Origin of the sequence: Acinetobacter defluvii, from assembly GCF_001704615.3 — a bacterium.
In the GTDB taxonomy this organism is placed as follows: domain Bacteria; phylum Pseudomonadota; class Gammaproteobacteria; order Pseudomonadales; family Moraxellaceae; genus Acinetobacter; species Acinetobacter defluvii.
The window spans coordinates 364,962-389,265 of record NZ_CP029397.2; the positions used below are offsets into that span (position 1 = coordinate 364,962).

Below are 24,304 nucleotides of genomic sequence, written 5' to 3' on the forward strand. Positions count from 1 at the left end.
AATAATAATTTCTGATGCTTCAGAATAGTTTAACCTGAGTTCGATGAATATTATTAGTTTGCAATCAAATTTTTAAAAGTTGGTTTGCTAGTATTTAAACAATAGGCGACTACTGCCGACATAATATTCACCATAAAATTATTAACCGAACGATGACGTGAATGATCTATTTGATGCAAATTTTTTAATTGGTCATTCACTGTTTCTATCAAACCACGTCGTGATAATAATTGCTTTTCAAATAATGTTTGTGACTCTTTCTGCTTCATATTTTTTCGTGAAGGTGTTAATAATTTTAACCCTCTTGCGATTAAAGCATCTTTTTTTGTTTTACTTAAATATCCCTTATCACCAAGCAGGATACCTTTAAATTCTGAAGTAAGCTCCTCAAGTACTGCAACATCGTGAACATTGGCTGATGTGACTTTTAAATTAATAATCTCTCCTAAGTTGTTGATCACAAGATGTAATTTAAAACCGTAAAACCATCCTGTACTACTTTTTCCACGATTCGCAAGGTCTTTAAACACACGATGTCGTTTAATTCTAAGATTATGACAAACAACAAGCTTAGTTGAATCAATGATACAAATTCCTGTATCTGCTCCTTTAATTTGATTAAAGAAACAGCTAAGTGCTTGCAAGCAACGAGGCATAATTTCAACAAAACGGTTATAGCTAAGAAGTTTAGGGAAAGCAGATTTCCAAAAAGGAATGACCATATGACAATAAAAATATTTAAAGAATCTAAATCCAGATTGGTGGAATAAAATCACGATTGTCATGATTTCAGATAAGCTTAGGGCAGACTTCTGTAACCTTAAATTTTGATGTGGAATGAGAGATTTTTCTAAAGATTCATCAAATATTTTGCAAAAATCATCTAAAAGACAAAATAATTCTGTAATATGATCCATAGAAAGCCTTAGGTTGTAATGTTTTGTCTTGAGAACCAATACGTTACAAACTTTAGGGCTTTTTTTCTACTCTTTTTTTGATCGAACTCAGGTTAGTTTAAAAAATCTACCTTTGATTCTATATCAGACCACATAAACTTTACCAAAAATTTATATTTCTTAGTAATCTACATTATTTTTTTAGTTTTAAATACGTTCGATTAACCATTTTATTAAATTTAGGTGTATTTGATAACTCAACAATCAACATTTTTTCATTCATGAAAAAGTCTAAACTTTGTATTAATGCGGTCTAACAGAAATTTCGAGTAAAGAAGTATAGATTTTTATTTTAATGGCATCCTTTTTTTAAGGATACTTTTGATATTCGATAAAAAATGATGAAAATTAAAACTCTAATGTTGGCAATAGCTCTCGAGGATTAATCTTGAGTATTTCTGCAATTTCATAAAGTTTTTCGACAGTGAGATTGACCTCACCACGTTCAATACGCCCCATATAGCTCCGATCAATTCCACATTGAAGTGCAAGAGATTCTTGAGTGATTTTCAATTCAGTTCATTGAAGATATCCTAAGCTAGGTACAACAGAGATAGGAGCGTTAGATTATGAAACCTATCATAGGTTGAATGAATTTTAGAGCCTGTAAATTATTTTTTATGCTACTTCACTCTGGTATGTCTGATCTATTTGTGAAGTCCAGTCTTTTGAATAGATATTCGGATTAGTATAGTCAATATTAGTGTTTAGCTTTAAATCAGTTCTATCCTTTATTATTTTGATTGCTGTGGTATAGCACGAATAGGAATGACTGGTATGGTACGAACAGGAATGACTGGTATGTTTATGCAGGAATATGCACTTGGATTCATAATCACAAAAATATGAATTTATTAGGTTCAACTGGTATTGGCAAAACATGGCTTGCTTGTGCTTTTGCAACTAAAGCTTGCTCGAAAGGTTACAAGACTAAATTCTTTAAATATTAAGAGTTTATTGCCTTATTTGAAAAGGCTGTAGACAATACAATTGATAAGCAGCTAATCAAAAAATTAATGACATTTGATTTGCTCATAATTGATGATTTTGGGCTTACCTCTATTCCATCAGCTGTAGAAGGAATTTTATTAGATTTTATTGATAATTTTTCAATGCAAGGCAGTTTACTTATTACAAGCCAATTCTCTTATGATATTTGGTATGAGAAATTTAATGACCCTACGATTGCTGATGCAATTTTAGATCGAATTATTCATAACTCTTATACATTCGAAATTAGTGGAGACTCGATGAGAAAAATCGGATCTTTTGATGAAATCGCCACTCTTTAAGAGTGGCTGGTTTTGTAGTGAAATACGTGGCAGATTTTAGGTGTGATATACACTTCTTAATTTAACAACTTTATACTTATTCTTTCGAATTTTAAGAACTACTTATTTCAAGAGTTAGTGATAAATTCAATAGTTTTGTAAGGAGAGTTCGCTTTTATATTGTTTTTGTCGCATAGTTGTTTGTAATGTCGCATAGTTCTTTAGAAATGACAACCACCACCGACCAAAGCAATTGCAGAAGCCGTATGATGTGGAGCACGAAAAGGGCGTTGTCCAAAATGATGTTGTAAATTGGCGATGGAATAAATACTCGCTACTGCCAAATTCTCTTGATGATTTAATGGGGGTAAAATACTGGGTAAACGTGAAGCTAATAAGGTTTTGCCTGTACCAGGGGGACCTTTAAATAAAATCGAATGTCCACCTGCTGCTGCAATTTCCAAAGCACGACGTGGACGAATTTGCCCCTTCACATCTGCCAAATCAAACTTATAGTGTTGTTGTAAAATCGAACTGATATTCTCAGTAGCTGCAATTTTTTGAGTTTCAGTAAAATGCTCACAGACTTGTTTTAAATGAGAGGCTGCAAACACTTCGATATCGGGAAGTTGTGCTGCTTCTTCAGCATTTTCTTTAGGGAGCATTAACCGACGCTGCGCATGTTGGCATGCCATCGCAATGGTTAATGTGCCTGTGGTTGGTCTTAAATGCCCATCGAGTGCCAATTCACCAATAAATTCAAAATCATCTGTTTGATTTTCAGGAATTTGCCCTGTTGCAATCAAAATACCCATCGCAATCGGCAAGTCTAAGCGTGAACCATCTTTAGGTAAATCCGCAGGTGCTAAATTAATGGTTAAACGTTTGGTAGGAAATTGAAAGCCACTGTTAATAATGGCGGAGCGCACTCGATCTTTACTTTCTCTGACCGCAGCTTCAGGCAAGCCCACAATGGTTAAAGAAGGTAAACCTGCACTGACATGCACTTCAACTTCGATCTGTGGCGCATGCAACCCGAGTAAACCTCGGGTATAAATTTTTGCAAAAGACATTTTATTATTCCAGTTCGCTTTATTTTTAATCGTTTTATTATTTTTATGCACTTTTTTTGTGCAAAAATGCCTAATTTTACTTTTGAATCGATGCTTCTAGGGTTTTCACTTGAGCTTGCAACTCCGCCAAACGGCTATTGGCATTTTGTAGTGCAGTTTTTTGCCGTTCAAGCTCATCTCGGGACACTAAATCCATTTTTGTCACTGCTTCATTCAATAAGGCACGTAAATTATGCTCTAAATCTTTCTTGGGTTGGTCAACCTGTTCCAAAATTGCTTGTAATAGTGTTTCAATCATGGCAATGTCCAAAAATTTGAAGAATCGGCTTAGTTTAACATTGCTTTGTAGTAGACCCTAGCATTAACACAACTGCATCGGATGAATTAATAATAAAATACAAAAAATCAATCACAAATATAAAATTATTCAAGTGAAAACGCTGAGAAAACGTATAAAATAGACCATGATAAGGCGATTTCATCCAAAGTGACTTAACTCCCCCCAACCGTTAAGACATCTTGGCATGAAAATTGAACATAAAACCTTACTGGTGAGAAAAGCCGAAGGAAAACAACATGAAACTCGTAACAGCAATTGTAAAACCATTCAAATTAGATGATGTCCGTGAAGCATTGTCTGAAATTGGCGTTCAAGGGATCACCGTCACTGAAGTGAAAGGTTTTGGTCGCCAAAAAGGTCATACTGAACTTTATCGTGGTGCTGAATATGTCGTTGATTTTTTACCAAAAGTAAAAATTGAAATCGCAATCAGTGACGAAATGGTAGATTCAGTAATTGAATCAATCACACGTGTTGCAAGCACTGGAAAAATTGGTGATGGGAAAATTTTTGTCACTAATCTAGAACAAGTCATTCGTATTCGTACAGGTGAAACTGGTGCGGATGCTGTTTAATTTGGCATGAAGTTTGCTGAGTAACACATAACTCAGAAAAACTTGGTTGGGGGATACGAATGAAAAAAATGCTACTTGCGCTCAGCCTGTCTGGCGCACTCCTTGGTGGATCAGTTGCGTGGGCTGAAGAAAGCGTAACTGAACCCACCGCTACAGCAGTGAGTGAATCAAATGCTGCTACATCGTCTGCTTCGCTTACAACAACTGAAAATATTACTCCTACCGAAGTTGCGGTAATCACAGAACAAAAACCAACCCTAAATACAGGTGATACCGCTTGGATTTTGGTATCAACCGCTTTAGTTTTACTCATGACTATTCCTGGTTTAGCTTTATTTTACGGAGGAATGGTTCGTAAAAAAAATGTCCTCAGCACGATGGCACATAGTTTACTGGCTGCTGCGATTGTCAGTATTGTTTGGGTCGTGGTTGGTTATAGCTTAGCATTTAGTGAAGGCAATACCTTTATTGGTAGTCTAGATAAAGTCATGCTTTCTGGCATTACAACTGATGCACTCAGTGGCTCTATTCCCGAAATTCTCTTTGTAATTTTTCAAATGACTTTTGCCATTATTACGGTGGCGATTATTAGTGGTTCTATCGCTGAGCGTATGAAATTTAGTGCTTATATTGCATTTATTACGGTTTGGGTGGTGATTGTCTATGCGCCGATTGCCCATTGGGTATGGGGTGGTGGTTGGTTAATGAATGATGGTGCGCTTGATTTTGCAGGTGGTACGGTGGTGCATATCAACTCAGGTGTGGCAGGTTTAGTCACCGCATATTTACTTGATAAACGTATTGGGCTCGGTAAAGAATCAATGGCGCCACACAACTTAACTTTAACTGTACTCGGTGCAAGTTTGATTTGGATCGGTTGGTTTGGTTTCAATGGTGGTTCTGCATTAGGTGCAAATGGTTCAGCAGCATATGCTTTGGTGACAACACAAGTTGCCGCAGCGGCAGCTGCACTCGCTTGGTTATTGGTTGAAAAACTGGTTCGTGGTAAAGCATCAGTATTGGGTGCAGCATCGGGTGCAGTTGCAGGCTTAGTCGTGATCACGCCTGCAGCAGGTTTTGTGACTGTCGGTGGTGCATTGGTCATGGGCTTGATCGGTGGCGTGGTATGTTTCTGGGGCATTTCAGGTTTAAAACGCTTACTTAAAGCAGACGACTCTTTGGATGCCTTCGGTCTACATGGTGTCGGCGGTATTGTCGGTGCGATCTTAACCGCAGTATTTGCAAGTGAGTTTATCATGGGTGATAAAGTCCCTACTGATATGATGCATCAACTTTGGGTGCAAGTTGAAGGTGTCTTAGCGACAATCATTTATTCAGCAGTGATGACTTTTATCATCTTGAAAATCATTGATTTGGTGGTCGGCATCAGAGTGGGTACAGATGATGAACGTATGGGATTGGATTTAAGTCAGCATGGCGAACGTATTGAATAAAGCTTAAAATAACATTTATCCAAAGCAGCACTATATATTGTGTAAAACAGCCCAATTGGGCTGTTTTTCTTCTATATATTGCGTAAAACTCAACAACCATCCATTTTTTTGATACACTAAAACAAATCCTTCAAATATAGTCTTTTCAACGCCTATGCATTGCCCATTTTGCAACGCCGCAGACAGTAAAGTGATCGACTCACGTTTGGCAGCCGAAGGTTGTCAGATCCGTCGACGTCGTGAATGTATTAAATGCGCAGAACGTTTTACCACTTTTGAAACCTATGAAGTAGTGATGCCGCGGGTAAATAAATCGGATGGTAAAAGTGAGCCCTTTGATGAATCAAAATTGCGTCGTTCACTGATGCATGCTTTGCAAAAGCGTCCTGTGACTCAAGAACAGATTGAAACGGTGCTTAGTGACATTCAACTAAAAATTCGCCGATTGGGAGAGCGTGATGTACGTTCACGTACGATTGGGGAAATTGTTATGCAGTCGTTATTTGCACTCGATCATGTCGCTTATGTACGTTTTGCGTCAGTGTATCAAGATTTCCAAGACGTGGAAGCATTTCGTCGTCAAATTGAATTGATGCAACATCGAGATCAAGAAAAGCAAGATTGATGGTCAATGTCTGAGAAAATTATGAGTCTTACTTCTTCTGAGCAATATGCACAGCATCAATATTGGATGCAACAAGCCATTGTACTTGCACAACAGGGGCAATATTCCACACGTCCAAATCCAAATGTTGGTTGTGTGATTGTCAAAGATGGAAAAGTTGTAGGAACAGGTTTTCATCCTAAAGCTGGTCAGCCACATGCGGAAGTGTTTGCTTTACGTGAAGCAGGGCAACTGGCGAAAGGGGCAACTGCTTATGTGACTTTGGAACCTTGTGCACACTATGGACGGACCCCGCCTTGTGCCAAAGGTTTGGTCGAGGCAGGTGTGGTAAAAGTGGTGGTGGCATGTTCAGACCCAAATCCTTTGGTTGCAGGAAAGGGTGTGCAAATTTTAAAAGATGCAGGTATAGAGGTTGAACTGGGCGTTTGTGAAGCAGAAGCTGAGGCGTTAAATAAAGGCTTTTTAAAAGCGATGGCAACAGGCATGCCTTATGTACGTTTGAAGGTTGCCTCAAGTTTAGATGGTCGTACAGCGATGGCATCCGGTGAATCAAAATGGATTACGGGTAGCGAAGCTCGTCAAGATGTACAACATTGGCGAGCAATTTCAGGGGCTGTGGTCACAGGGATTGAAACAATTTTAGCTGACGATCCACAGTTAAATGTGCGTCAGTTGGTTGATGTAAATATGGACCATATTGTACAACCGCAACGAGTAATTTTAGATCGACAAGGGCGTTTACCTTTAGATGCGCAGATACTCAAGCAGCCTGAAACGGTGATGGTCATGGGGCCTTTTCGTCAAGAGCTTGCACAATTGGGTGTGGTACAGTTAGAGATTCAATCTTTAGCAGACTTACTCAAGACCCTCAAAGATTTTCAAATCTACGATGTGATGGTCGAAGCTGGTGTAACATTATCCTCTGCTTTTTTACAAGAAAACTTGATAGATGAAATCATCAGTTATATTGCGCCCACATTTTTAGGTCAATCCGCACGTGCTATGTTCAATGCAAACTTTGAACAGATGTCACAACAACTTCGTTTTAAGCTTGAGGATGTAATCCAACTTGGTCAAGACATCCGTTTAAGATTAACTCCTTTGCAAGAGTCAGTATGAATTCAGAGACTTCTTCGGTATATCACAAACGTCGCCACGCTGCCCGTACGACGGATGAATATCTATTCAATCAACTTGTGCCCTATCTGGGCAATAAACGCCGATTGTTACATCTGATTTTAGAAGCGCTTGAGCAAACAGGAACTTTGCATCGTAAAAGCAAAAGAGCTCCGATCTTTGCTGATTTTTTTGCAGGCAGTGGCGTGGTATCACGTTTAGCACGACAAAATGGTTACCGTGTGATCGCTAATGATTGGGAACCTTATAGTCATGCATTGAATCATGCGATTTTAGCCTGTACTGATGCGCCTGCCTTTAAAGAGTTAGGCGGTTATCAAAAAGCCATTGATTATTTAAACCGTTTGCCTGAAGTCAAAGGTTGGGTGACACATAATCTTTGTCCGAGAAATGATGAAGTTTATGATCCGAGTCGTGACCGTTTATTCTTCAAGCGTCGTAATGGCATGCGCATTGATGCGATTCGCCAGCAAATTGCGACATGGCAAGCACAAGGCGCAATTGATGATGTCGAAATGAGTGCCTTACTTGCGCCATTACTCTATTCAGCAAGTTTTGTGAGTAATACCAGTGGCGTGTTTAAAAGCTTCCATCATGGTTGGGGAGGGCGTACGCAATCAGCGTTGGAACGTATCGAATCTTTATTGTGGCTCATGCCCAGCCGTTTTTGTGAAATTGGTTCAGATACCAAACAAAACACACCGATGGCTGAAATGTGGTGTGTCGATGCACAGCATCTCGCCAATCAAATGAGTGGTTTTGAGGTAGATGTTGCCTATCTTGATCCACCTTATAACCAGCATGCGTATAGCAGTAATTACCATGTTTTAAACTCTTTAACTTTATGGGATCAGGTCGATTTACCGACACCAGATACCAAAGGTTTTAAGAGTGGCATTGACCGTGCTTGGCGTAAAGAGCGCCCAAGTCCTTATAATTCTTCAAAATATGCACAAGAAGCCTATGAGAAATTATTGTCGACTATTAATGCGCGTTATATTTTAACCAGTTATTCTACGGACGGTAATATTGAGGCGAAAGACTTACTTGAAGCCAATCTAAAACGTGGCAAAGTGACCTTATTAACCCAAGATGTGCCACGTTATCGTGTTAGTAAACAACGTCAGTCTGAGCGTGCACGGGTTTTAGAGTTTATTGTGATTACCGATACCCACGCCAAATCTGGACCACCTCTGCGTCAACTACTCAGCCAGTTGTATCATTTTGCTGAATTAGGCGGAGTAGATACTTCTGGAGTGAGTACCCAGTTAGATTTATGGTAAGGTGAAATAAAGAGATGCTTGAAAACAGCATCTTTTTTGCGTTGAGAAATCAATGGATAGCATTTAAAAGTAGCTAGAATCGATATAGATTGTGAAATTGCTACAGCTTATAAATATTTTAAATTAATGCTTAGCAAGCATAGTTGCAAAGAAAAGATCGAATTAAATAACATTCTTGCTTAGAATAGCACTGTAACCCAAATGAAAGGTGAAACATGTTTACAGGCATTATTGAAAGTTTAGGTAAAGTAGAAAGTTTACAAAGCGTAGGCGGTGATGTGCGTTTGCGTATTCATACCGACTTAGATATGTCTGATGTGCATTTGGGTGATTCGATTGCAACCAATGGCATTTGTCTGACTGTGATTGATTGGGGAGAAAATTGGTACGCTGCAGATGTTTCACGGGAGAGCTTGAATCGTTCAACTTTGGCTGATTGGAAAGTAGGTCAAGCGGTCAATGTCGAAAAAGCTATGTTGCCAACCACACGTTTTGGGGGGCATATCGTCAGTGGGCATGTTGATGTTGTTGGTGAGATTACTGTAGTACGCAGTGATGCACGTTCATTGTATTTTGAAGTGACAGCACCTGTTGAAATTGCAAAATATTTAGCAGAAAAAGGCTCAATTACAGTAGATGGTATTAGTTTAACCATCAACCATTTACGTGGAAATATTCTCAGTTTAAATTTGATTCCGCATACTGCAGAACGCACCAATATTGGCACTTGGAAAGTCGGTACAAAAGTAAATTTGGAAGTAGATATTTTGGCACGTTATATTGAGCGGCTATTGCTCGGTGATAAAGCGGCTGAAGTTAAAGCTGAGTCAAAACTCAGTATGGAATTTTTAGCACAAAATGGTTTTTTGAAATAAATTTCGCTTACACTGGTATTTTACAGCCTAATTTTAGGCTGTTTTGATTTTTTGCTCAGTCGTTAAAATGAGTATGTTTGTGAATCACTAGCAGAGAGTTTTCTATTGATTGACTTTTTAATGCATATAGAACAATTATTGCCTGTATTGCTTGATCAGTATGGTTTGTGGATTTATGCCATTTTATTTTTGATCATTTTTGCAGAAACAGGATCAGTCTTTATGTTCTTTTTACCGGGTGATAGTTTGCTGATCGCCATTGGTGCTTTGTGCTCAACAGCAGAAGCGGTACATTTGAGCTATATGGGGATTTTGCTGATTGCTGCGTCTATTTTAGGCTATATTGTTAATTATTATACAGGGCGAGCACTGGGTTTTCGATTCTTTAAAAAGCATCCTAAAATTTTTAAACCTGAATATATTGAAAAAACCAACGCCTATTTTCTAAAACATGGCGGTAAGACCATTATGATGGCACGTTTTATTCCTTTTGTACGTTCATTTGCGCCTTTTGCTGCAGGGGCTGGGCGGATGAAAATGAGTAATTTTATGTTTTTCAATATCGTTGGCGGGATTATTTGGATTGGTTTATTGCTAGGGATTGGTTATGGCACGGGTAATTTAATCTCATATACGCTAGATGTGTTGTAATTTATGTAGATAAAATATAACCAAGCGCAATATACATATCGAACTTGGTTAAAAATAAAAATTAATTTTTGGTGATGGTTAAAGTTGTTTGTTCAAACCATGGATTTTTGGGCGTTTGCTGGTCAATTGAAAAAAGACCTTTTTCAGCTTCACGGAGCAAATACACAAAAATAGAATGAAAATCTGCCCGACTGATCAGTAAATCTTGAGCAGAAACTGTCCACTTTTCACCAGTATCCAGCACTGCAATTTGCTCAAAGATTTTGTTTAACATATTCATTTTTCCTAGTCATTCAGTTTAGAATTTCCAAAACTGTTTTTTATCATAAAGATATTTAAAACATGACTATGGTGTGACATTTATATGTCAGTTTTATGACATTTTAACTTTAAATGATGACTACTAGAGTTATTCTGAGGTGTCTGAAAACTTACTGTTTTTGAGAATATACTTGATTTCCTCATCTGAGGCTGCTTTAAGTTTTGCTCTAAAGTCTTGCACTGCGTGTTCAATAAAAGTTTCTGCTTCAAGTTCTAAACGTAAGCGTACACTTTCAAGTTCAGACATAATCTGATGATCTGCAACTTTAAAATGATTATTGGCATAATCTGGTGCAGGAGTGCTTGGATTTTCAGTATAGCGTGCAGTATATTCTATAATTTCACTTTGAATATCTTCGCGCATGGCTGCAAGAGATACAGTTTGTTGTTGAAATTGACGTATTTCATCATCTATAAGCTGTTGATTATATTGTTGTTGGAGGGCACGCTTTTCAGCCAAAGATTTCTCTAAAGCCAATTGTTTACGAACACGAGCCTCTTCGATCAATTGTGCTTTGAGATCAGCATAGGCTTGTTCAACTTTAAGTTGTGCCACTTGCATAGCACGTTTGTCATTGTCTAGCCATGCTTGGAGATTGGATTCGGGGGTTAATAAATCACAGATGCGATTGAGATCATCTAAATAGGTTTGGCGGACTGCCTCAGGCGCATCCAACCAACGTTTTTTAAAATCTTGACCTACATTTAATGCCACCACGCATCTCCTTGTTGAGATTTGAAAATACTTTTAGAGTTTAAATGTTTGAGGGGTAAAGCCTAAACGTCGGTATGTTTTATACTTTTCACGACCAAGTTGTTTGGCTAACTCATCATTTTCAACGATTTCAATAATGTGACTAAATTGTGCTACCTGTTCAAGTGCTTGATTGTTAAAATTAAACACAATCCACTCAGATGCGTTGGGTAAACGGGCAGAAATACAAATTGGTGCTGTGTCTTGATCAATGCCATGTGCAAGGAAACTACTAGGGTCAAATTCCCATAATAAGTCATCAAGTTGCTGCTGTGTGTCTACATCAGCACAATAAATCCAGATTTTGGCATGTTGTTTTGAAATTTTACGGCAGAGACGACAAGTGCTCTGCACTCGTCGTTCTGGGCTTTTTTCAAACAGATAAAAGCTAATCTTAGCCATTCGCTTTGGCACGATTGGCAATGAATTGCATTAATAACGGCACTGGGCGACCTGTAGAGCCCTTGGCTGCACCTGATAACCATGCTGTTCCTGCCACATCTAAATGTGCCCAACGGTATTCACGCGTGAAGCGTTCTAAGAAACATGCCGCTAAAATTGCGCCTGCTTGTGGACCTGCACCACTGATATTGCCAATATCGGCAAAGTTTGAGTCCAACATTTCTTGATAATCATCAATGACAGGTAAGCGCCATACACGGTCAAAGCTTTCTTCACCAGCAACATTGATTTCTTGCGCCAGTTCATCATCTGGCGTAAATAAACCACTTAACACTTTACCGAGTGCAACCACACATGCACCTGTTAAGGTCGCAATATCGATCACCACCGCAGGATTAAAGCGTTTTACATAAGTCAGTGTGTCACAAAGTACCAAACGACCTTCTGCATCCGTGTTTAAAATTTCAACGGTTTGTCCACTCATTGTGGTGACAATATCACCTGGACGTGTTGCATGACCCGATGGCATATTTTCTGCAGCAGCAATGGTACCAACCACATGGATAGGTAGATTTGCTTCACATAAAGCACGCAATGTTCCTAGTACTGAAGCAGCACCGCACATATCGTACTTCATCTCATCCATACCGACGCCTGGTTTGAGTGAAATACCGCCTGTATCAAAGGTAATACCTTTACCGACTAAGACCACAGGTGCTTGATCAGAGTTGGCTTTATATTCAAGGGTAATTACACGCCCCGGGCGTTCTGAACCTTTGCTCACAGCGAGGAATGAATGCATGCCCAAATCCGCCAATTGCTGTTCTTCAAGTACCGTTACTTTCAAAACATTGGGGAATTCAGCCGCTAAAGCACGTGCTTGCTCTGCTAAGTATTCAGGGAAACAAATATTTGCAGGGCAGTTGCCTAAGTCACGCGCAAAGTTTTGACCTTGTTGTACTGCTTCGATCAAACTGATTTGTGCAACATCTAAACTTGTGGATGCAGCAATCAATTCAATTTGTTCCAAGACAAAATTATTTTTTTTGCTTTTAAACTCATCGTAACCATAAGCCGCTTGTGTCAAACTCAATGCAAATAGATAGTGCAACTCATTTGGCAAAGCGGAAATATCAATACTGATTTGTTTGAATTTTTTTTGTGACGCTTTGATAATAATTTGTGCGATTTTTGCTAATTTTGCAGCTTTTAATTCAGCAGCTTTATCAATACCCACTAATATACTATGTGGATTTTGCGCAATTTGACCAAGCAAAGGTAGGGTTTCAGCTATGCCAGCTTTAAATTGCGTTGCTGCGATTAAATTGTCTAAACCATTGATTTGATAGTTGGATTTTAGTTCTGCTAGGTTCTCAGTGCTCGCCAAAATAAAAAGTGCTTGGCTGGTACTACTGTTGGCTGGTGCAGTATTTAAACTTAATTTCATATGCGATCTATATGCCTTTTAAACACGTTTTAAAACATTAAACCATTGAATCACTACCAATGATAGAATTTCAATGTGGTTTTATATTTTTAACATTCGGGTAAAATACTTAAACGCTATTCCCCCAACTCACTTTGGAAGATTCTCTTGATTATAAGACGTTATCTCGTCAAACAAGTTGTTTCAACATCTTTGGTTGTTGTTGCATTGCTCACCCTGATCATGATGGGTGGACGTTTGATCAAGTATTTTGGTGTCGCAGCTCAAGGGCGCTTGGATGCCACGATTTTATTTAGCATTATTGGTTACCGTTTACCTGAGTTTTTGACTTTAATTCTTCCTCTTGGATTTTTTATTGGTTTAATGCTGGTTTTTGGTCGTCTTTATGTGGATCATGAAATGGCAGTACTCAACGGCAGTGGCGTGAGTAAAATTCAGTTATCACGCTTACTGATTCCGCTTACTGTGGTGTATTTGGCAGTACAAAGTGTGTTAATGATTTGGATGTCGCCTTGGGGAATTCGTGAATATGAAAAATTAGTCTCCACACAAGCAGTACGCACAGGTTTTGATTTGGTACGCCCCAAAGAATTTATTTCTTCAGGACCCTATACGATTTATGCAGGGTCGTTGTCAGATGACCGTAAGAATTTAAAAGACATTTTCTTTTATCAGCGTGCAGAAAAAGCAGATAAGCCTGATGTCATGATTTTGGCAAAAGAGGCGACTCGAGTTGAAGTTGCAGATGATACTGCCAATGTCGTAGATTTATTGCAAGGGCGTCGTTACGAGATTTATCCAGGCACACCCAAATATACCCAAGCTGAGTTTCAGTCTTATCGCCTACGTTTGGAAAATGACAAAGAAGCGAAGTTTGAAAGTGCTGATGTAGAAGCGTTGCCATTTTCTAAATTGCTCAAAAATAGAGATGACCCTGTGGTGAGCAGTGAGTTGGGTTGGCGTATCTTTGTCCCTTTTAGCATGATTGTGGCGGTTATGTTAGCAACCGCTTTGTCTGAAGTGAGTCCACGTCAAGGACGTTATTTAAAACTTTTTCCAGCATTGCTTATTTTTGCCAGTTTGATTGTAGCGTTGATGGCGATCAAAACGCGTATCAGTAAAGATGAAATCGGTATATGGGCATATCCTACGGTGTTGGTATTCTATGCAGTTGCTGCTGCATTATTTTCCCGTAAACAAAAATTAGCCCCTAAAATCAAAAAACAAATTCAGCGAGTGAAATCATAATGTTAGCACGTAAAATTGTCGCCAAGCATGTGGTCAATACAACAGCACTCGCGATGTTGGGTGCAACAGCAGTATTATCTGTCCTGCAAATTCTATTTACCTATTTGGGTGAATTGGGTGATTTAAAAGAAGGTTATAGTGCTTGGAATGCGTTGCAATATGTGTTGTGGGGCGCACCAAAATACCTCTATGAAATTTTACCCATTTCCGCTTTAATTGGTGCAGTTCTCGGTTTGGGTACTTTGGCATCGAACAGTGAGCTGATCGTGATGCGAGCGTCAGGAATCAGTCTGTGGCGTATTGTCGGTTGGGTGATGCGTTCTGCGATGTTGTTAGTCGTTTTGTCCTTTGTGCTGAGTCAGTTTGTAGTGCCATATACCAATGAACAAGCCAAAAGTATTAAAAGTAAAAAAAGTGTAGCCGCTTTAGGTGAGGTTAAAGGCTATTGGTCACGTGAAGGACAACGTTTTATTTATATTGACTATGCCAACTCTAAAGGGAATTTAAAGCAAGTACAAGTGGTGGATTTTGATCAAGATTATCGTATGCAATCCGTGTTAAATGCTGAGCAAGGTAATTTTGTCAAAAATGGACAATGGAATCTGACTCAAGCTACACAAGTCCGCCTTCAAGAGGATGGAAGAGCAACAATCAATCAAGACAGCCAACATAATTTAGCTTTGGCATTACAACCAAAATATGTGCATATGGTCACGATTGATCCTGAAGACTTAGCACCAAGTCAGTTGATCAGTTTTATGCGCTATATGGAACAATACAGCCAAGTACCAAAAACGTATTTATTGGCATTTTGGCAAAATGTCGGTTCGCCATTTGCTTTGTTAGCATTAGTGCTCATTGCTTGCTCTTTTATTTTTGGACCATTACGTCAACAGTCGATGGGCTTTCGCTTAGTGATCGCCTTATTTGTGGGACTTGGTTTTTATTATATCCAAGACTTTTTAGGCTATGCGAGTTTGGTATATTCACCATCGCCTGCATGGTTTGTATTTGTACCAATTGTAATGATGTTTGGCGTAGGCAGTTATTTATTATATCGAGCAAGGTAATCATCTTTCTCATTTAAAAAAATAATGGTACATAAGTTATTGCCATTGATAGAAGATAGAGTCTTATCTAAAAAAAAGGTAAGATATGCCGATGAATTTGTAAACAGAAAAGAGTGTAAATCATGACGGATGCAACTGCTGGCAAAATCCCTCACGTTCTTGTGATCATGGATGGTGTGGGTCATCGTGAAGCGGTCGAAGATAATGCGTTTTTAGCAGCCAAAACGCCAAATCTAACCATGATGCAAGACAAGCATCCGCATAGTTTAATTTCTGGTTCAGGTGAAGATGTCGGTCTGCCTGATGGACAAATGGGCAACTCTGAAGTGGGGCACATGAACTTGGGCGCAGGTCGTGTGCTGTATCAAGATTTTACCCGCATTACCAAAGATATTCGTACAGGTGATTTCTTTGAACATGAAGTTTTGGTTGATGCAGTAGAAAAAGCCAAAGCAGCGGGTGGTGCAGTGCATATCATGGGTTTATTGTCACAAGGTGGCGTACATTCTCATGAAGATCATATTGTTGCGATGTGTGAATTGGCACTTAAACGTGGTGCAAAAGTCTATTTACATGCTTTCCTTGATGGTCGTGATACGCCACCACGTAGCGCACAGCCTTCTTTAGAAAAGCTGGATGCTTTATTTGCACAATATCCAAATCAAGGTCGTATCGCAACGATGATCGGGCGTTACTTTGCCATGGATCGTGATAATCGTTGGGAGCGTGTTGAGCAAGCCTATCGTTTAATGACCGAAGGTGAAGCAGTTCGTGTTGTAAACTCTGCAGTGGAAGGCTTGGAACAAGCCTATGCAGCCAATGAAAATGACGAGTTTGTCAAAGCAACACGCATCGGTGAGATTGCTAAAATTGCTGATGGTGATAGCGTTATATTTATGAATTTCCGTGCAGATCGTGCCCGTGAAATTACCAAAGCTTTTGTTGAAAAAGACTTTGCTGGTTTTGAGCGTAAAGTTGTACCAAATTTATCTAAATATGTGATGTTGACGCGCTACCAAGCAACCATTGATGCACCTGTGGCGTATATGCCAGAAGAATTAAAAAATTCAATCGGTGAATATTTATCTACACTTGGTAAAACTCAATTACGTATTGCTGAAACTGAGAAATATGCGCATGTAACATTCTTCTTTAGTGGTGGACGTGAAGATGAATATCCTGGTGAAAAGCGTATTTTAATTCCTTCACCAAAAGTGGCAACTTATGATCTACAACCTGAAATGAGTGCGCCAGAAGTGACTGAGCAATTGGTGGCTGCGATTAATTCAGGTGAGTATGACTTATTGGTAGTTAACTATGCCAATGGTGATATGGTTGGTCATACAGGTGTATTTGATGCTGCGGTGAAAGCAGTTGAAGCGGTTGATGTCAGTTTAGGTCGCTTATATGAAGCAGTGATGGCAAAACATGGTCACATGCTGATTACTGCTGATCATGGGAATGTGGAACAAATGCAGGACTATGTCAGTGGGCAAGTGCATACACAACATACCACTGAACTTGTACCCTTTATTTATGTTGGTCCAACCTCGGCGACGATTGCAGAGGGTGGTGTATTGGCGGATGTTGCGCCTACATTACTGCACCTCATGAATATTCCTGCACCCAAAGAAATGCAAGGGCGTAATCTGATTACGTTAAGTTCATAACATCACTAAACATAAGATCAATAAAGAAGGTAAGTGCATGGCTCAAACTTGGAAATATGGTGTTGTTTTAAGCGCTTTACTTGCAAGTACAAGCCATTCACTTTGGGCTGCGGAGCGATCCGCAGTGCTAGATTTTGATGATGAAATGGAACAAAGCACTGCAGAAGTACCGATCGAGTCCATTGAACAATTTGTGCAAATTTATGGCATTGTTAAAGATAATTATGTACAGGAAAAGTCTGATGATTTTTTGTTTTTGCAAGCAATCAAAGGTTTGGTCAGTGGTTTAGATCGTTACTCACGTTATCTTAGTGCTGAAGAATATAAGCAATTGATTCAATATACCGAGGCTGATTTGGCAACGGTTGATTTCAAACTGATTTTTGATTCACATACGCATCAATGGCAAATTAGCAACTTAAAAGAAAATACAGATCTTACTAAACAAGGTATTAAAAATGGTTTTAGTGTTTTTAAAATCGATAATCAAGAACTAAAAAATCTAAATGCCGAACAGGTTGAAGATTTATTACATGGTTCAATCGGTTCAAGCTTCCAGTTGCAACTCAATCCCAAAAGTCCTGCCATTACTTTATTACGCAACAAAAAATTAGAAATTGCAGATATCGAACCTGTGATGTTGCATAATCAAGTCTTAGTTTTAAAAGTTAAAGTTTTTCAGCAAGATACAGCTAATGAAGTGAAGCGTCTTCTTGAAGAGTATGATACAACACGGTTAAAAGCTGTTCTGATTGATTTGCGTAATAACCCCGGTGGATTGCTGTCTGCAGCAGTAGAAACGGCTGATTTATTTTTAAATCAAGGCACGATCGTGTCTACTAAAAGCCGTTCGGAAGGTAATCAACAATTCCAAGCATTGCCGGGCAATGAATTTCCTAATGTTAAAATGGGAATTTTAATTAATAATCGTTCAGCATCTGCGGCTGAGGTGTTTACTGCAGCGATGAAAGAACATCAACGTGCTTGGGTAATCGGTGAGAAAAGTTATGGTAAGGGGGTGGTACAAAAACTGTTCCCATTACCCAATGGCGCAGCCTTGCAAATGACAGTATCACATTATTTTACACCGAAAGGCAGTATGATTGATGGCTCTGGAATTGCACCAAATCAAGAATATGTGTGGCCTTTGGAAATGAAAGAAGACACATATTTAAATAATGTGTCTGAACTTTTATTGAAACATCGTTAATTAAGGTTTCGTAAGTTAAAACTTAATCATCCTCGCTGTCTAAGCCGAATTTTTTCAAACGATAACGCAAAGAACGGAAGGTCATGCCGAGTTTTTTTGCGGCTAAGGTTCTATTCCAATGCGTTTGGTTTAAGGCATTTAATAAAACTTCTTTTTCAACTTTTTCTAAGAACTGTTCTAAGCCTTCAGATGGAATTTGATTAGAGCTTTCTTGTGTATTAGAAAGGCTTTCTGAGTTTAACGGGGCTTCTACGAGAGGGGCACTAAAATTACGCTTTTGCGAATATTGTAAATGTTCTAGACCAATAATCTGACCATCGCATAAGGTAATGGCACGTTCAATCATATTGCGTAGTTCACGCACATTTCCAGCATAGCTTTGGTTTTGTAAAAAACGTTTACTTTCTTCGGCTAACTCTTTGCTTGGAATATCCCATTCTAAACAAATATTTTTTATAAAATGCTCTGCAAGCAATAGGATATCTTTACCACGTTCACGTAAAGGCGGTAAATGTAAGTCCATCACATGAATACGGAAAAATAAATCTTGTCTGAACTTGCCTTGTTGGACGCGTTCTTCCAGGTTTTGATTGGTGGCGCTAATGATTCGAAAATCTACATCAATTTCTTGTTCAGAGCCTAATGGGCGAATTTTCTTTTCTTGTAAAGCACGTAATAATTTACTTTGTGTGGTTAAGGAAAGCTCAGCAATTTCATCTAGGAATAAACAACCACCATTGGCAGATTGGATCAGTCCCAGTTTATCTTGGGTCGCACCTGCAAAGCTGTGGCTGACATAGCCAAATAACTCTCTTTCGATAAGCTCTTCGGAGATTGCGCCACAATTAATCACCACAAAAGGGCTGTCACTGCGGTTACTGAGTTTATGGATCAAATGAGCAACGACATCTTTACCTGTGCCTGATTCACCAGAAATAAAAACAGGTGCTTGAGAACGAGCTACTTTTTTAATGGTGTCTTTCAACTTCAACATAGGTTTAGATTCACCGATTAAAAGTTGATGCTCAAGTTGCAAATTATCTTCACTATAGTCGACCAAAGGTACATGTAAAGCTTTGGTCAGCAGTTGATGTAAATGCTGTTGATTAATCGGTTTATTGACGAAATCAAAAGCACCTGCTTTAAGTGAGGCAATTGCGATCTCCATGTTGCCATAAGCGGTAAGTACCGCTATAGGGACTTTAGGATAATTTTGCGTGACGTGTTTAACCAAATCTAAGCCACTTCCATCAGGAAGATTGAGATCAGTAATACATGCATTGTATTTGTGTTCACTAAAGAACAGTTTTGCTTGTTGTAGATGATGTGCGATATGGGTTTTGATTCCCATTCGTGCCAATGTCATTTGCATCAGTACGCACAAGTCATGTTCATCATCTACCAGTAGAACCAATGGTTGTTTTGTGGCCATATCCCCAATAACCTAACTTAAGTTTTCAATAGGCACTCAATTCTGAAGCATGCCCCTTTTTGTTTTTGCTCTATATAAATCAATTTTGCTTGATTTGCTTCACAAATACTTTGTGATAAATATAAACCCAATCCAGTTCCATTAATTTCCGTAGTGAAAAAGGGTTGGAAGAGTTGTGCAAGATTTTGTCGCGCAATACCTTCACCGAAGTCTATCACATCAATATACAGATGTTGAGCCTCTGCATGCACCAGAATTTGGATAAAATCAGCATCAGGTGCATTGTGGTGGAGTGCATTTCGTATGAGATTAATTAACACTTGTCTTAATTGTGAGTCATCAAATCGAATCACAAAAGGCTTAGGGAGGCTTAAGGCAATTTGATTTTTTACATCATTTAAATCATTGTTAAATAAATCTTTAAAAAAAACATCCAAATGAATATCTGACATACAGGTTTTTTTATTTTTTGCCATGTCTAAGGTTTGTTGAATGATGTGATTGATTCGATGACTTTGTTTATCAATCATTTGATTGAGCATGAGTCTTTGTTCCGGCTCAGCATCTAAGCTAAGTTCATTGGCTTGAGCGATTGCTGCCAAAGGATTACGAATTTCATGCGCAATACTGGCAGAAAGTTGTCCTAAAGACGCCAGTTTTAACTGCTGTACTTTTTGATTAATTTTTTGTGAGTCTTCTAGTGTGAGTAAAGTCAAAGCTTGATGCGGCACGATCAGCTTTTGGACTCGGATATCTACAGTATAATGGCTTTGACTCGATTTAAACTCAAAGCGTTGTCCTTCTTCTAAGGATTTATTCTGCAAAAGGTCATATAGCTCTTTTTGAAATTTAATTAAAGAATACTGTTCGTGTGCATAGGCATAGAGGGGGGCAATACCGATCAAAGAGCAAGCTGCAGGATTAGACACCACAATTCGATAATTTTCATCTAAAACCAAATAGCCAAGCTCAATTTGCTCTAAAATATAACGGTTAATATTTTGTAATTGTAGTAATTCTAGAGATTGTAAGGAATTAATAGTTTCAAGCACTCTAAAGCGTTGAATGGAAATTTGACCAATCCCATAAACAATAAAAAATAAAAAAGCCAGTAAGGCACTATTACTAATATTATTTAAATTAGAAGCGTCAAAAAAGCTCCCTACAAATTGCTGATAGATAACTGCAATAACAGAAACTAAAGTAACAATTAAAGCTTCATTTTTTTTGAGTAAAAAATTGGCTGAAAAAACCATGATTACAAACAGTAGACTGATGGATAGACTTGGTCCACCCAAAGCAAAAGTCAGGGTACTTAAAAATAAAATATCAACTAAAAAAATAGCAAAGAGTTGTTCAGAAATAAATTTAGTAAAAAATTTAAGAAGTAATAGCTGAGCAAGACTGACAACAATAAAAGTGACTAAACCATCAAAATATAAAGAACTGTGGGGATAATTAAGAGTATTATGCTCAGCAGTTAGCACAAAAATAAGAACTAAGGATACGGCTAAAGTAAGTCGATAAACGGAATACAATGTGCCTAGACGATAAATCGTTTGTTGTAAGGAAGTTGTTGCTGTCGTAGGCCACGTTGTATTCATTTTCATGTTATTTTATGGTTTGATTAGTCCATAACGTATGGCTAAATGAGTCAATTTAACATCGCTATCAATGCCTAATTTTTCAAAAATACGATAACGATAGGTATTGACGGTTTTGACACTGACAAAAAGTTTATCTGAAATCTCTTGCGCACTAATACAATTGACCACCATCATTGCAACTTGCATTTCACGTTCAGACAAAGCATCGAAAGGCGAGCTTTGATTGTCTGATAAATAAGAGCTTGCAAGCTGTTCGGCAATATCTGCACTAAAGTACTTACCCCCTTGCATCACTTTGTTGATCGCTCGCACCATCTCAGAAATCGGTGCGCCTTTTGTAATATAACCGCGTGCGCCAGCTTTTAATAATAATGAAGGATAAGGTTCTTCTGCTAAACCACTGACTGCTAGGACTTTCGTTTCGGGTGCTGTTTGTAGTAAACGGCGAGTTGTTTCCACACCGCCAATACCTGGCATATTGACATCTAATAACACCACATTAGGATGTTGCTGACGAACGATTGCAATCGCTTCTTCACCAGATTCAGCTTGTCCGATCACTTGAATATCTGACTGATCTTCAAGCATGCGACAAATACCTGTGCGGACTAATTCATGGTCATCTACCACTAAAACCGTGATCACTAAGACCTCCTTATATTTTGCAAAAAGCAACTTTTTTGTTACACAAAGCAAAAAGTACTTGCAAAGCCATAACAAAATTAGCAATGCTAGTCGTAATCTTTCTTAAATATTTATGCACAATGACGTCACTAATTTGTTTCTTCAATATTAGTCATGTTTAGGTATAAATGTAAGTCATAATTGAGGCAATAAGCAATAGCGCAAAAAGCCTCCCTGAATGAGTAAGTTACCGTGAAAAAGTCTAAAAAAACGTTAATGCATGCCCTGTCTGCCGCAGTGCTACTCAGTTTGAGTTCAGCAAGCTTCGCAGATCTTGTGATGAATGCTTCAGGGGGGACACAACGTGCTTCTATGAGCTGGTCAACTGACGATGCAAGCCAATTGTTAAATGGTGATGTTTCAATCAGTAATGAAGGTGAGGCGCCATCTCCACCAGGTTCTGTTACCTATTTATCTACTCCTCCTAGCAAATCTTATTCTACAACAAACGTTGCTCCAGTTCAGCGATCAGTTCAAATTACAGATACCAATCGTTATCTGAATCAGCCTTCTGTGAGTGCTCGTGCTGCTTTGGTGATGGATGCCAATACAGGTGAGGTGCTATACAGTAAAAATACCAATACGGCATTGCCAATTGCGTCAATCACTAAGCTGATGACTGCGGTCGTAACTGCGGATGCACGTTTAAATATGTCTGAAGACATTACCTTGCAATCCATCGATTTTGCGGGTGCAGGCGGTAAAAACTCTAGCTCAACTTTAAAAGTTGGCGATACCATGAACCGTGCTGAGATGTTATTACTCGCACTTATGAAGTCTGAGAACCCAGCAGCAGCAGCCTTAGCACGCACTTACCCAGGCGGTCGTCCTGCTTTTGTCGCAGCAATGAACGCGAAAGCACGTCAACTTGGAATGCATTCAACCTATTACACAGAGTCTACGGGTTTAGACCCTCGTAATGTTTCTTCAGCACGTGATCTTGGTATTTTAGTCAGTGCCTCTTCTCAGTATGGTTTGATTCGTCAGTTCTCAACGACTGCTCACTATGACTTTAACTTGGGTTATCGTGTATTAAAATCCAATAATACCAATGCGATGGTGCGTAATGGTGGTTGGAATATTAATATTTCTAAAACAGGATATATTAATGAAGCAGGTCGCTGTGTGGTGATGCATACGACTGTAAATAGTCGTCCTGCGGTTGTGGTCTTATTAGGTGCAAGCACTTCGCAATCTCGTACCAATGATGCTACCAATTTGTTGAATTGGGTGAGTAATTTACCGAAACGTATTTAATAATTTTTGGCCTCTTTTTTAAGATGAGGCCAATTTTTGATTAAATATATATACTTGAGGAAATGTACCTCCAAGACCGTCTTTTAATGCTGCTATACAATAATTTTTCTTATTTTCTATGAAGTAAAAGTTAACTTTATTGATTGGCGTTATTTTTCCCCAAGTTTTCCCTGATATTTTTTCACATTTTGTTTGTAGATTTTGATCAAGCTTTTTAAGATCAATTTCTTTATTTAAATCCATTGCAAGTAATTCTACTAACTCATTTAAAGCAGTGTCTGCAATAACTCTAAACTTTTCTTCATTGATATCTTCTACTTTATTGAAACTACGATCTCTATATTTATAAAGTTTGATTTTATTTTTAATTTCAGATACTAGAGTGAAATCTAAGAAAAAATCTTTTGGCGAAGATGAGATGAAAACAAAAGGAATTATTTTTAAATCGGGTTGATCAGAATGAATAATTTTTAAATGAATATTTTGCTCAGGAAAATTTTGCTTAATTCTTTCTTCCACCTGATTTGAAAAGTTTAAGGAATTTAAAAAATTAAGCTTATTATAAGTGCCTTTATTTGCTCCCGTGCCTGAAAATGCGATAGTAGTTATTAAACTTGTTAATGGTGCTATACCGCTATTTGGAGGGTTAATCGGAGATGGGCCAATTAAAACTTGAGAATTTGCAATGGATTTATCTGCAGGTTTACCATATCGTGCTTTGCTTATCGCATTGGATGAAATAGAAATGGTATTTTCTGCAGTATAGGTTGGGTAATTTGTTAAAGGTCTTGTGACACATGCAGATAACCCCATAGTTAAAATTATTATTAAACTTTTAAACATCATTTCTTCTTTTCCTAGTTTATTTAAATTACTTTAATTTTTTGTTTAATAAATATGTATATTTATTAATTTTTTACTATTCTGATTGTTTTAGCATCAACAGAGGAGATCCTCTGTTG

At 38.3% G+C, this 24,304-nt stretch carries 23 protein-coding genes and 2 pseudogenes; 13 read left to right on the top strand and 12 right to left on the bottom strand.

What is annotated here, in order from left to right; all coding sequences use genetic code 11:
• Positions 1-53: 53 nt before the first annotated feature.
• Both DJ533_RS04055 and DJ533_RS04060 read right to left on the bottom strand, forming a co-directional pair.
• A complete protein-coding gene (locus DJ533_RS04055) occupies positions 54-917 on the bottom strand; it encodes an IS982 family transposase (RefSeq protein WP_109849250.1) in 864 nt (287 codons plus the stop codon).
• 387 nt (positions 918-1,304) lie between these two features.
• Complete coding sequence (locus DJ533_RS04060) at positions 1,305-1,469, bottom strand: helix-turn-helix domain-containing protein (RefSeq protein WP_089024803.1); 165 nt, start codon at positions 1,467-1,469, stop codon at positions 1,305-1,307.
• Between the two features lie 332 nt (positions 1,470-1,801).
• Between DJ533_RS04060 and DJ533_RS04065 the strand changes: the two are divergent.
• Positions 1,802-2,248: pseudogene (locus tag DJ533_RS04065) on the top strand (ATP-binding protein).
• A gap of 212 nt (positions 2,249-2,460) precedes the next feature.
• Here the strand turns inward: DJ533_RS04065 and DJ533_RS04070 are convergent.
• Both DJ533_RS04070 and DJ533_RS04075 read right to left on the bottom strand, forming a co-directional pair.
• Positions 2,461-3,300: pseudogene (locus DJ533_RS04070) on the bottom strand (YifB family Mg chelatase-like AAA ATPase); the annotation flags it as partial.
• A 76-nt stretch (positions 3,301-3,376) separates the two neighbouring features.
• Positions 3,377-3,598 carry an accessory factor UbiK family protein gene (locus DJ533_RS04075; protein ID WP_065995120.1) on the bottom strand — a complete coding sequence of 74 codons (222 nt, stop codon included), beginning with the start codon at positions 3,596-3,598 and terminating at the stop codon, positions 3,377-3,379.
• A 278-nt stretch (positions 3,599-3,876) separates the two neighbouring features.
• On the opposite strand from DJ533_RS04075, the gene glnK reads away from it, so the two are divergent.
• From glnK to DJ533_RS04110, 7 genes are all read left to right on the top strand, one after another.
• Entirely contained in the window at positions 3,877-4,215 is a 339-nt protein-coding gene (gene glnK / locus DJ533_RS04080) for a P-II family nitrogen regulator (RefSeq protein ID WP_004650081.1), read from the top strand.
• Positions 4,216-4,274: 59 nt separating this feature from the next.
• Positions 4,275-5,669: an ammonium transporter gene (locus DJ533_RS04085; protein WP_065995121.1), complete on the top strand. Its 1,395-nt coding sequence runs from the start codon at positions 4,275-4,277 to the stop codon at positions 5,667-5,669.
• 154 nt (positions 5,670-5,823) lie between these two features.
• Positions 5,824-6,294, top strand: a complete 471-nt coding sequence (gene nrdR / locus DJ533_RS04090; RefSeq protein ID WP_065995122.1) for a transcriptional regulator NrdR — start codon at positions 5,824-5,826, stop codon at positions 6,292-6,294.
• Between the two features lie 21 nt (positions 6,295-6,315).
• On the top strand, positions 6,316-7,413 hold the full coding sequence (gene ribD, locus DJ533_RS04095; RefSeq protein ID WP_089024804.1) for a bifunctional diaminohydroxyphosphoribosylaminopyrimidine deaminase/5-amino-6-(5-phosphoribosylamino)uracil reductase RibD: 1,098 nt from the start codon (positions 6,316-6,318) through the stop codon (positions 7,411-7,413).
• The gene (locus DJ533_RS04100; RefSeq protein WP_065995124.1) at positions 7,410-8,714 is read left to right on the top strand and encodes a DNA adenine methylase; all 1,305 of its coding nucleotides are present in this window, start codon (positions 7,410-7,412) and stop codon (positions 8,712-8,714) included. The genes ribD and DJ533_RS04100 overlap by 4 nt, the downstream gene beginning before the upstream one ends.
• A gap of 215 nt (positions 8,715-8,929) precedes the next feature.
• Positions 8,930-9,589, top strand: a complete 660-nt coding sequence (locus tag DJ533_RS04105; RefSeq protein WP_065995125.1) for a riboflavin synthase — start codon at positions 8,930-8,932, stop codon at positions 9,587-9,589.
• A 105-nt stretch (positions 9,590-9,694) separates the two neighbouring features.
• Positions 9,695-10,240 (top strand): VTT domain-containing protein, encoded by a 546-nt coding sequence (locus DJ533_RS04110; RefSeq protein WP_065995126.1) that lies wholly within the window; start codon positions 9,695-9,697, stop codon positions 10,238-10,240.
• Between the two features lie 61 nt (positions 10,241-10,301).
• Here DJ533_RS04110 and DJ533_RS04115 read toward each other — a convergent pair whose 3' ends face one another.
• The 4 genes from DJ533_RS04115 to DJ533_RS04130 form a co-directional block, all read right to left on the bottom strand.
• Positions 10,302-10,520 carry a hypothetical protein gene (locus DJ533_RS04115; RefSeq protein WP_065995127.1) on the bottom strand — a complete coding sequence of 73 codons (219 nt, stop codon included), beginning with the start codon at positions 10,518-10,520 and terminating at the stop codon, positions 10,302-10,304.
• A 129-nt stretch (positions 10,521-10,649) separates the two neighbouring features.
• Complete coding sequence (gene blhA, locus DJ533_RS04120; protein ID WP_065995128.1) at positions 10,650-11,276, bottom strand: cell division protein BlhA; 627 nt, start codon at positions 11,274-11,276, stop codon at positions 10,650-10,652.
• Positions 11,277-11,309: 33 nt separating this feature from the next.
• Positions 11,310-11,717, bottom strand: coding sequence for a DNA polymerase III subunit chi (locus tag DJ533_RS04125; RefSeq protein WP_065995129.1), 408 nt, complete (start codon positions 11,715-11,717; stop codon positions 11,310-11,312).
• Positions 11,710-13,164 (bottom strand): leucyl aminopeptidase, encoded by a 1,455-nt coding sequence (locus DJ533_RS04130; RefSeq protein WP_065995130.1) that lies wholly within the window; start codon positions 13,162-13,164, stop codon positions 11,710-11,712. The genes DJ533_RS04125 and DJ533_RS04130 overlap by 8 nt, the downstream gene beginning before the upstream one ends.
• Before the next feature lie 147 nt (positions 13,165-13,311).
• Between DJ533_RS04130 and lptF the strand changes: the two genes are divergently transcribed.
• From lptF to DJ533_RS04150, 4 genes are all read left to right on the top strand, one after another.
• Entirely contained in the window at positions 13,312-14,412 is a 1,101-nt protein-coding gene (lptF, locus tag DJ533_RS04135; protein WP_065995131.1) for an LPS export ABC transporter permease LptF, read from the top strand.
• Positions 14,412-15,482 (top strand): LPS export ABC transporter permease LptG, encoded by a 1,071-nt coding sequence (gene lptG, locus DJ533_RS04140; protein WP_065995132.1) that lies wholly within the window; start codon positions 14,412-14,414, stop codon positions 15,480-15,482. The genes lptF and lptG overlap by 1 nt, the downstream gene beginning before the upstream one ends.
• A gap of 122 nt (positions 15,483-15,604) precedes the next feature.
• Entirely contained in the window at positions 15,605-17,152 is a 1,548-nt protein-coding gene (gpmI, locus tag DJ533_RS04145; protein WP_065995133.1) for a 2,3-bisphosphoglycerate-independent phosphoglycerate mutase, read from the top strand.
• Between the two features lie 37 nt (positions 17,153-17,189).
• Entirely contained in the window at positions 17,190-18,362 is a 1,173-nt protein-coding gene (locus DJ533_RS04150) for a S41 family peptidase (protein WP_065995134.1), read from the top strand.
• A gap of 22 nt (positions 18,363-18,384) precedes the next feature.
• Here the strand turns inward: DJ533_RS04150 and DJ533_RS04155 are convergent, their stop codons facing one another.
• The 3 genes from DJ533_RS04155 to gacA are packed head-to-tail and all read right to left on the bottom strand — an operon-like array spanning position 18,385 to position 22,046.
• Positions 18,385-19,794 carry a sigma-54-dependent transcriptional regulator gene (locus DJ533_RS04155; protein ID WP_065995135.1) on the bottom strand — a complete coding sequence of 470 codons (1,410 nt, stop codon included), beginning with the start codon at positions 19,792-19,794 and terminating at the stop codon, positions 18,385-18,387.
• 17 nt (positions 19,795-19,811) lie between these two features.
• Entirely contained in the window at positions 19,812-21,398 is a 1,587-nt protein-coding gene (locus DJ533_RS04160) for a sensor histidine kinase (RefSeq protein ID WP_065995172.1), read from the bottom strand.
• Positions 21,399-21,410: 12 nt separating this feature from the next.
• Entirely contained in the window at positions 21,411-22,046 is a 636-nt protein-coding gene (gene gacA / locus DJ533_RS04165; protein WP_065995136.1) for a response regulator transcription factor GacA, read from the bottom strand.
• Positions 22,047-22,277: 231 nt separating this feature from the next.
• On the opposite strand from gacA, the gene DJ533_RS04170 reads away from it, so the two are divergent.
• Positions 22,278-23,342 carry a serine hydrolase gene (locus tag DJ533_RS04170; protein ID WP_065995137.1) on the top strand — a complete coding sequence of 355 codons (1,065 nt, stop codon included), beginning with the start codon at positions 22,278-22,280 and terminating at the stop codon, positions 23,340-23,342.
• Between the two features lie 18 nt (positions 23,343-23,360).
• On the opposite strand, the gene DJ533_RS04175 is transcribed toward DJ533_RS04170, so the two are convergent.
• Complete coding sequence (locus DJ533_RS04175) at positions 23,361-24,188, bottom strand: hypothetical protein (RefSeq protein WP_065995138.1); 828 nt, start codon at positions 24,186-24,188, stop codon at positions 23,361-23,363.
• Between the last annotated feature and the right edge of the window lie 116 nt (positions 24,189-24,304).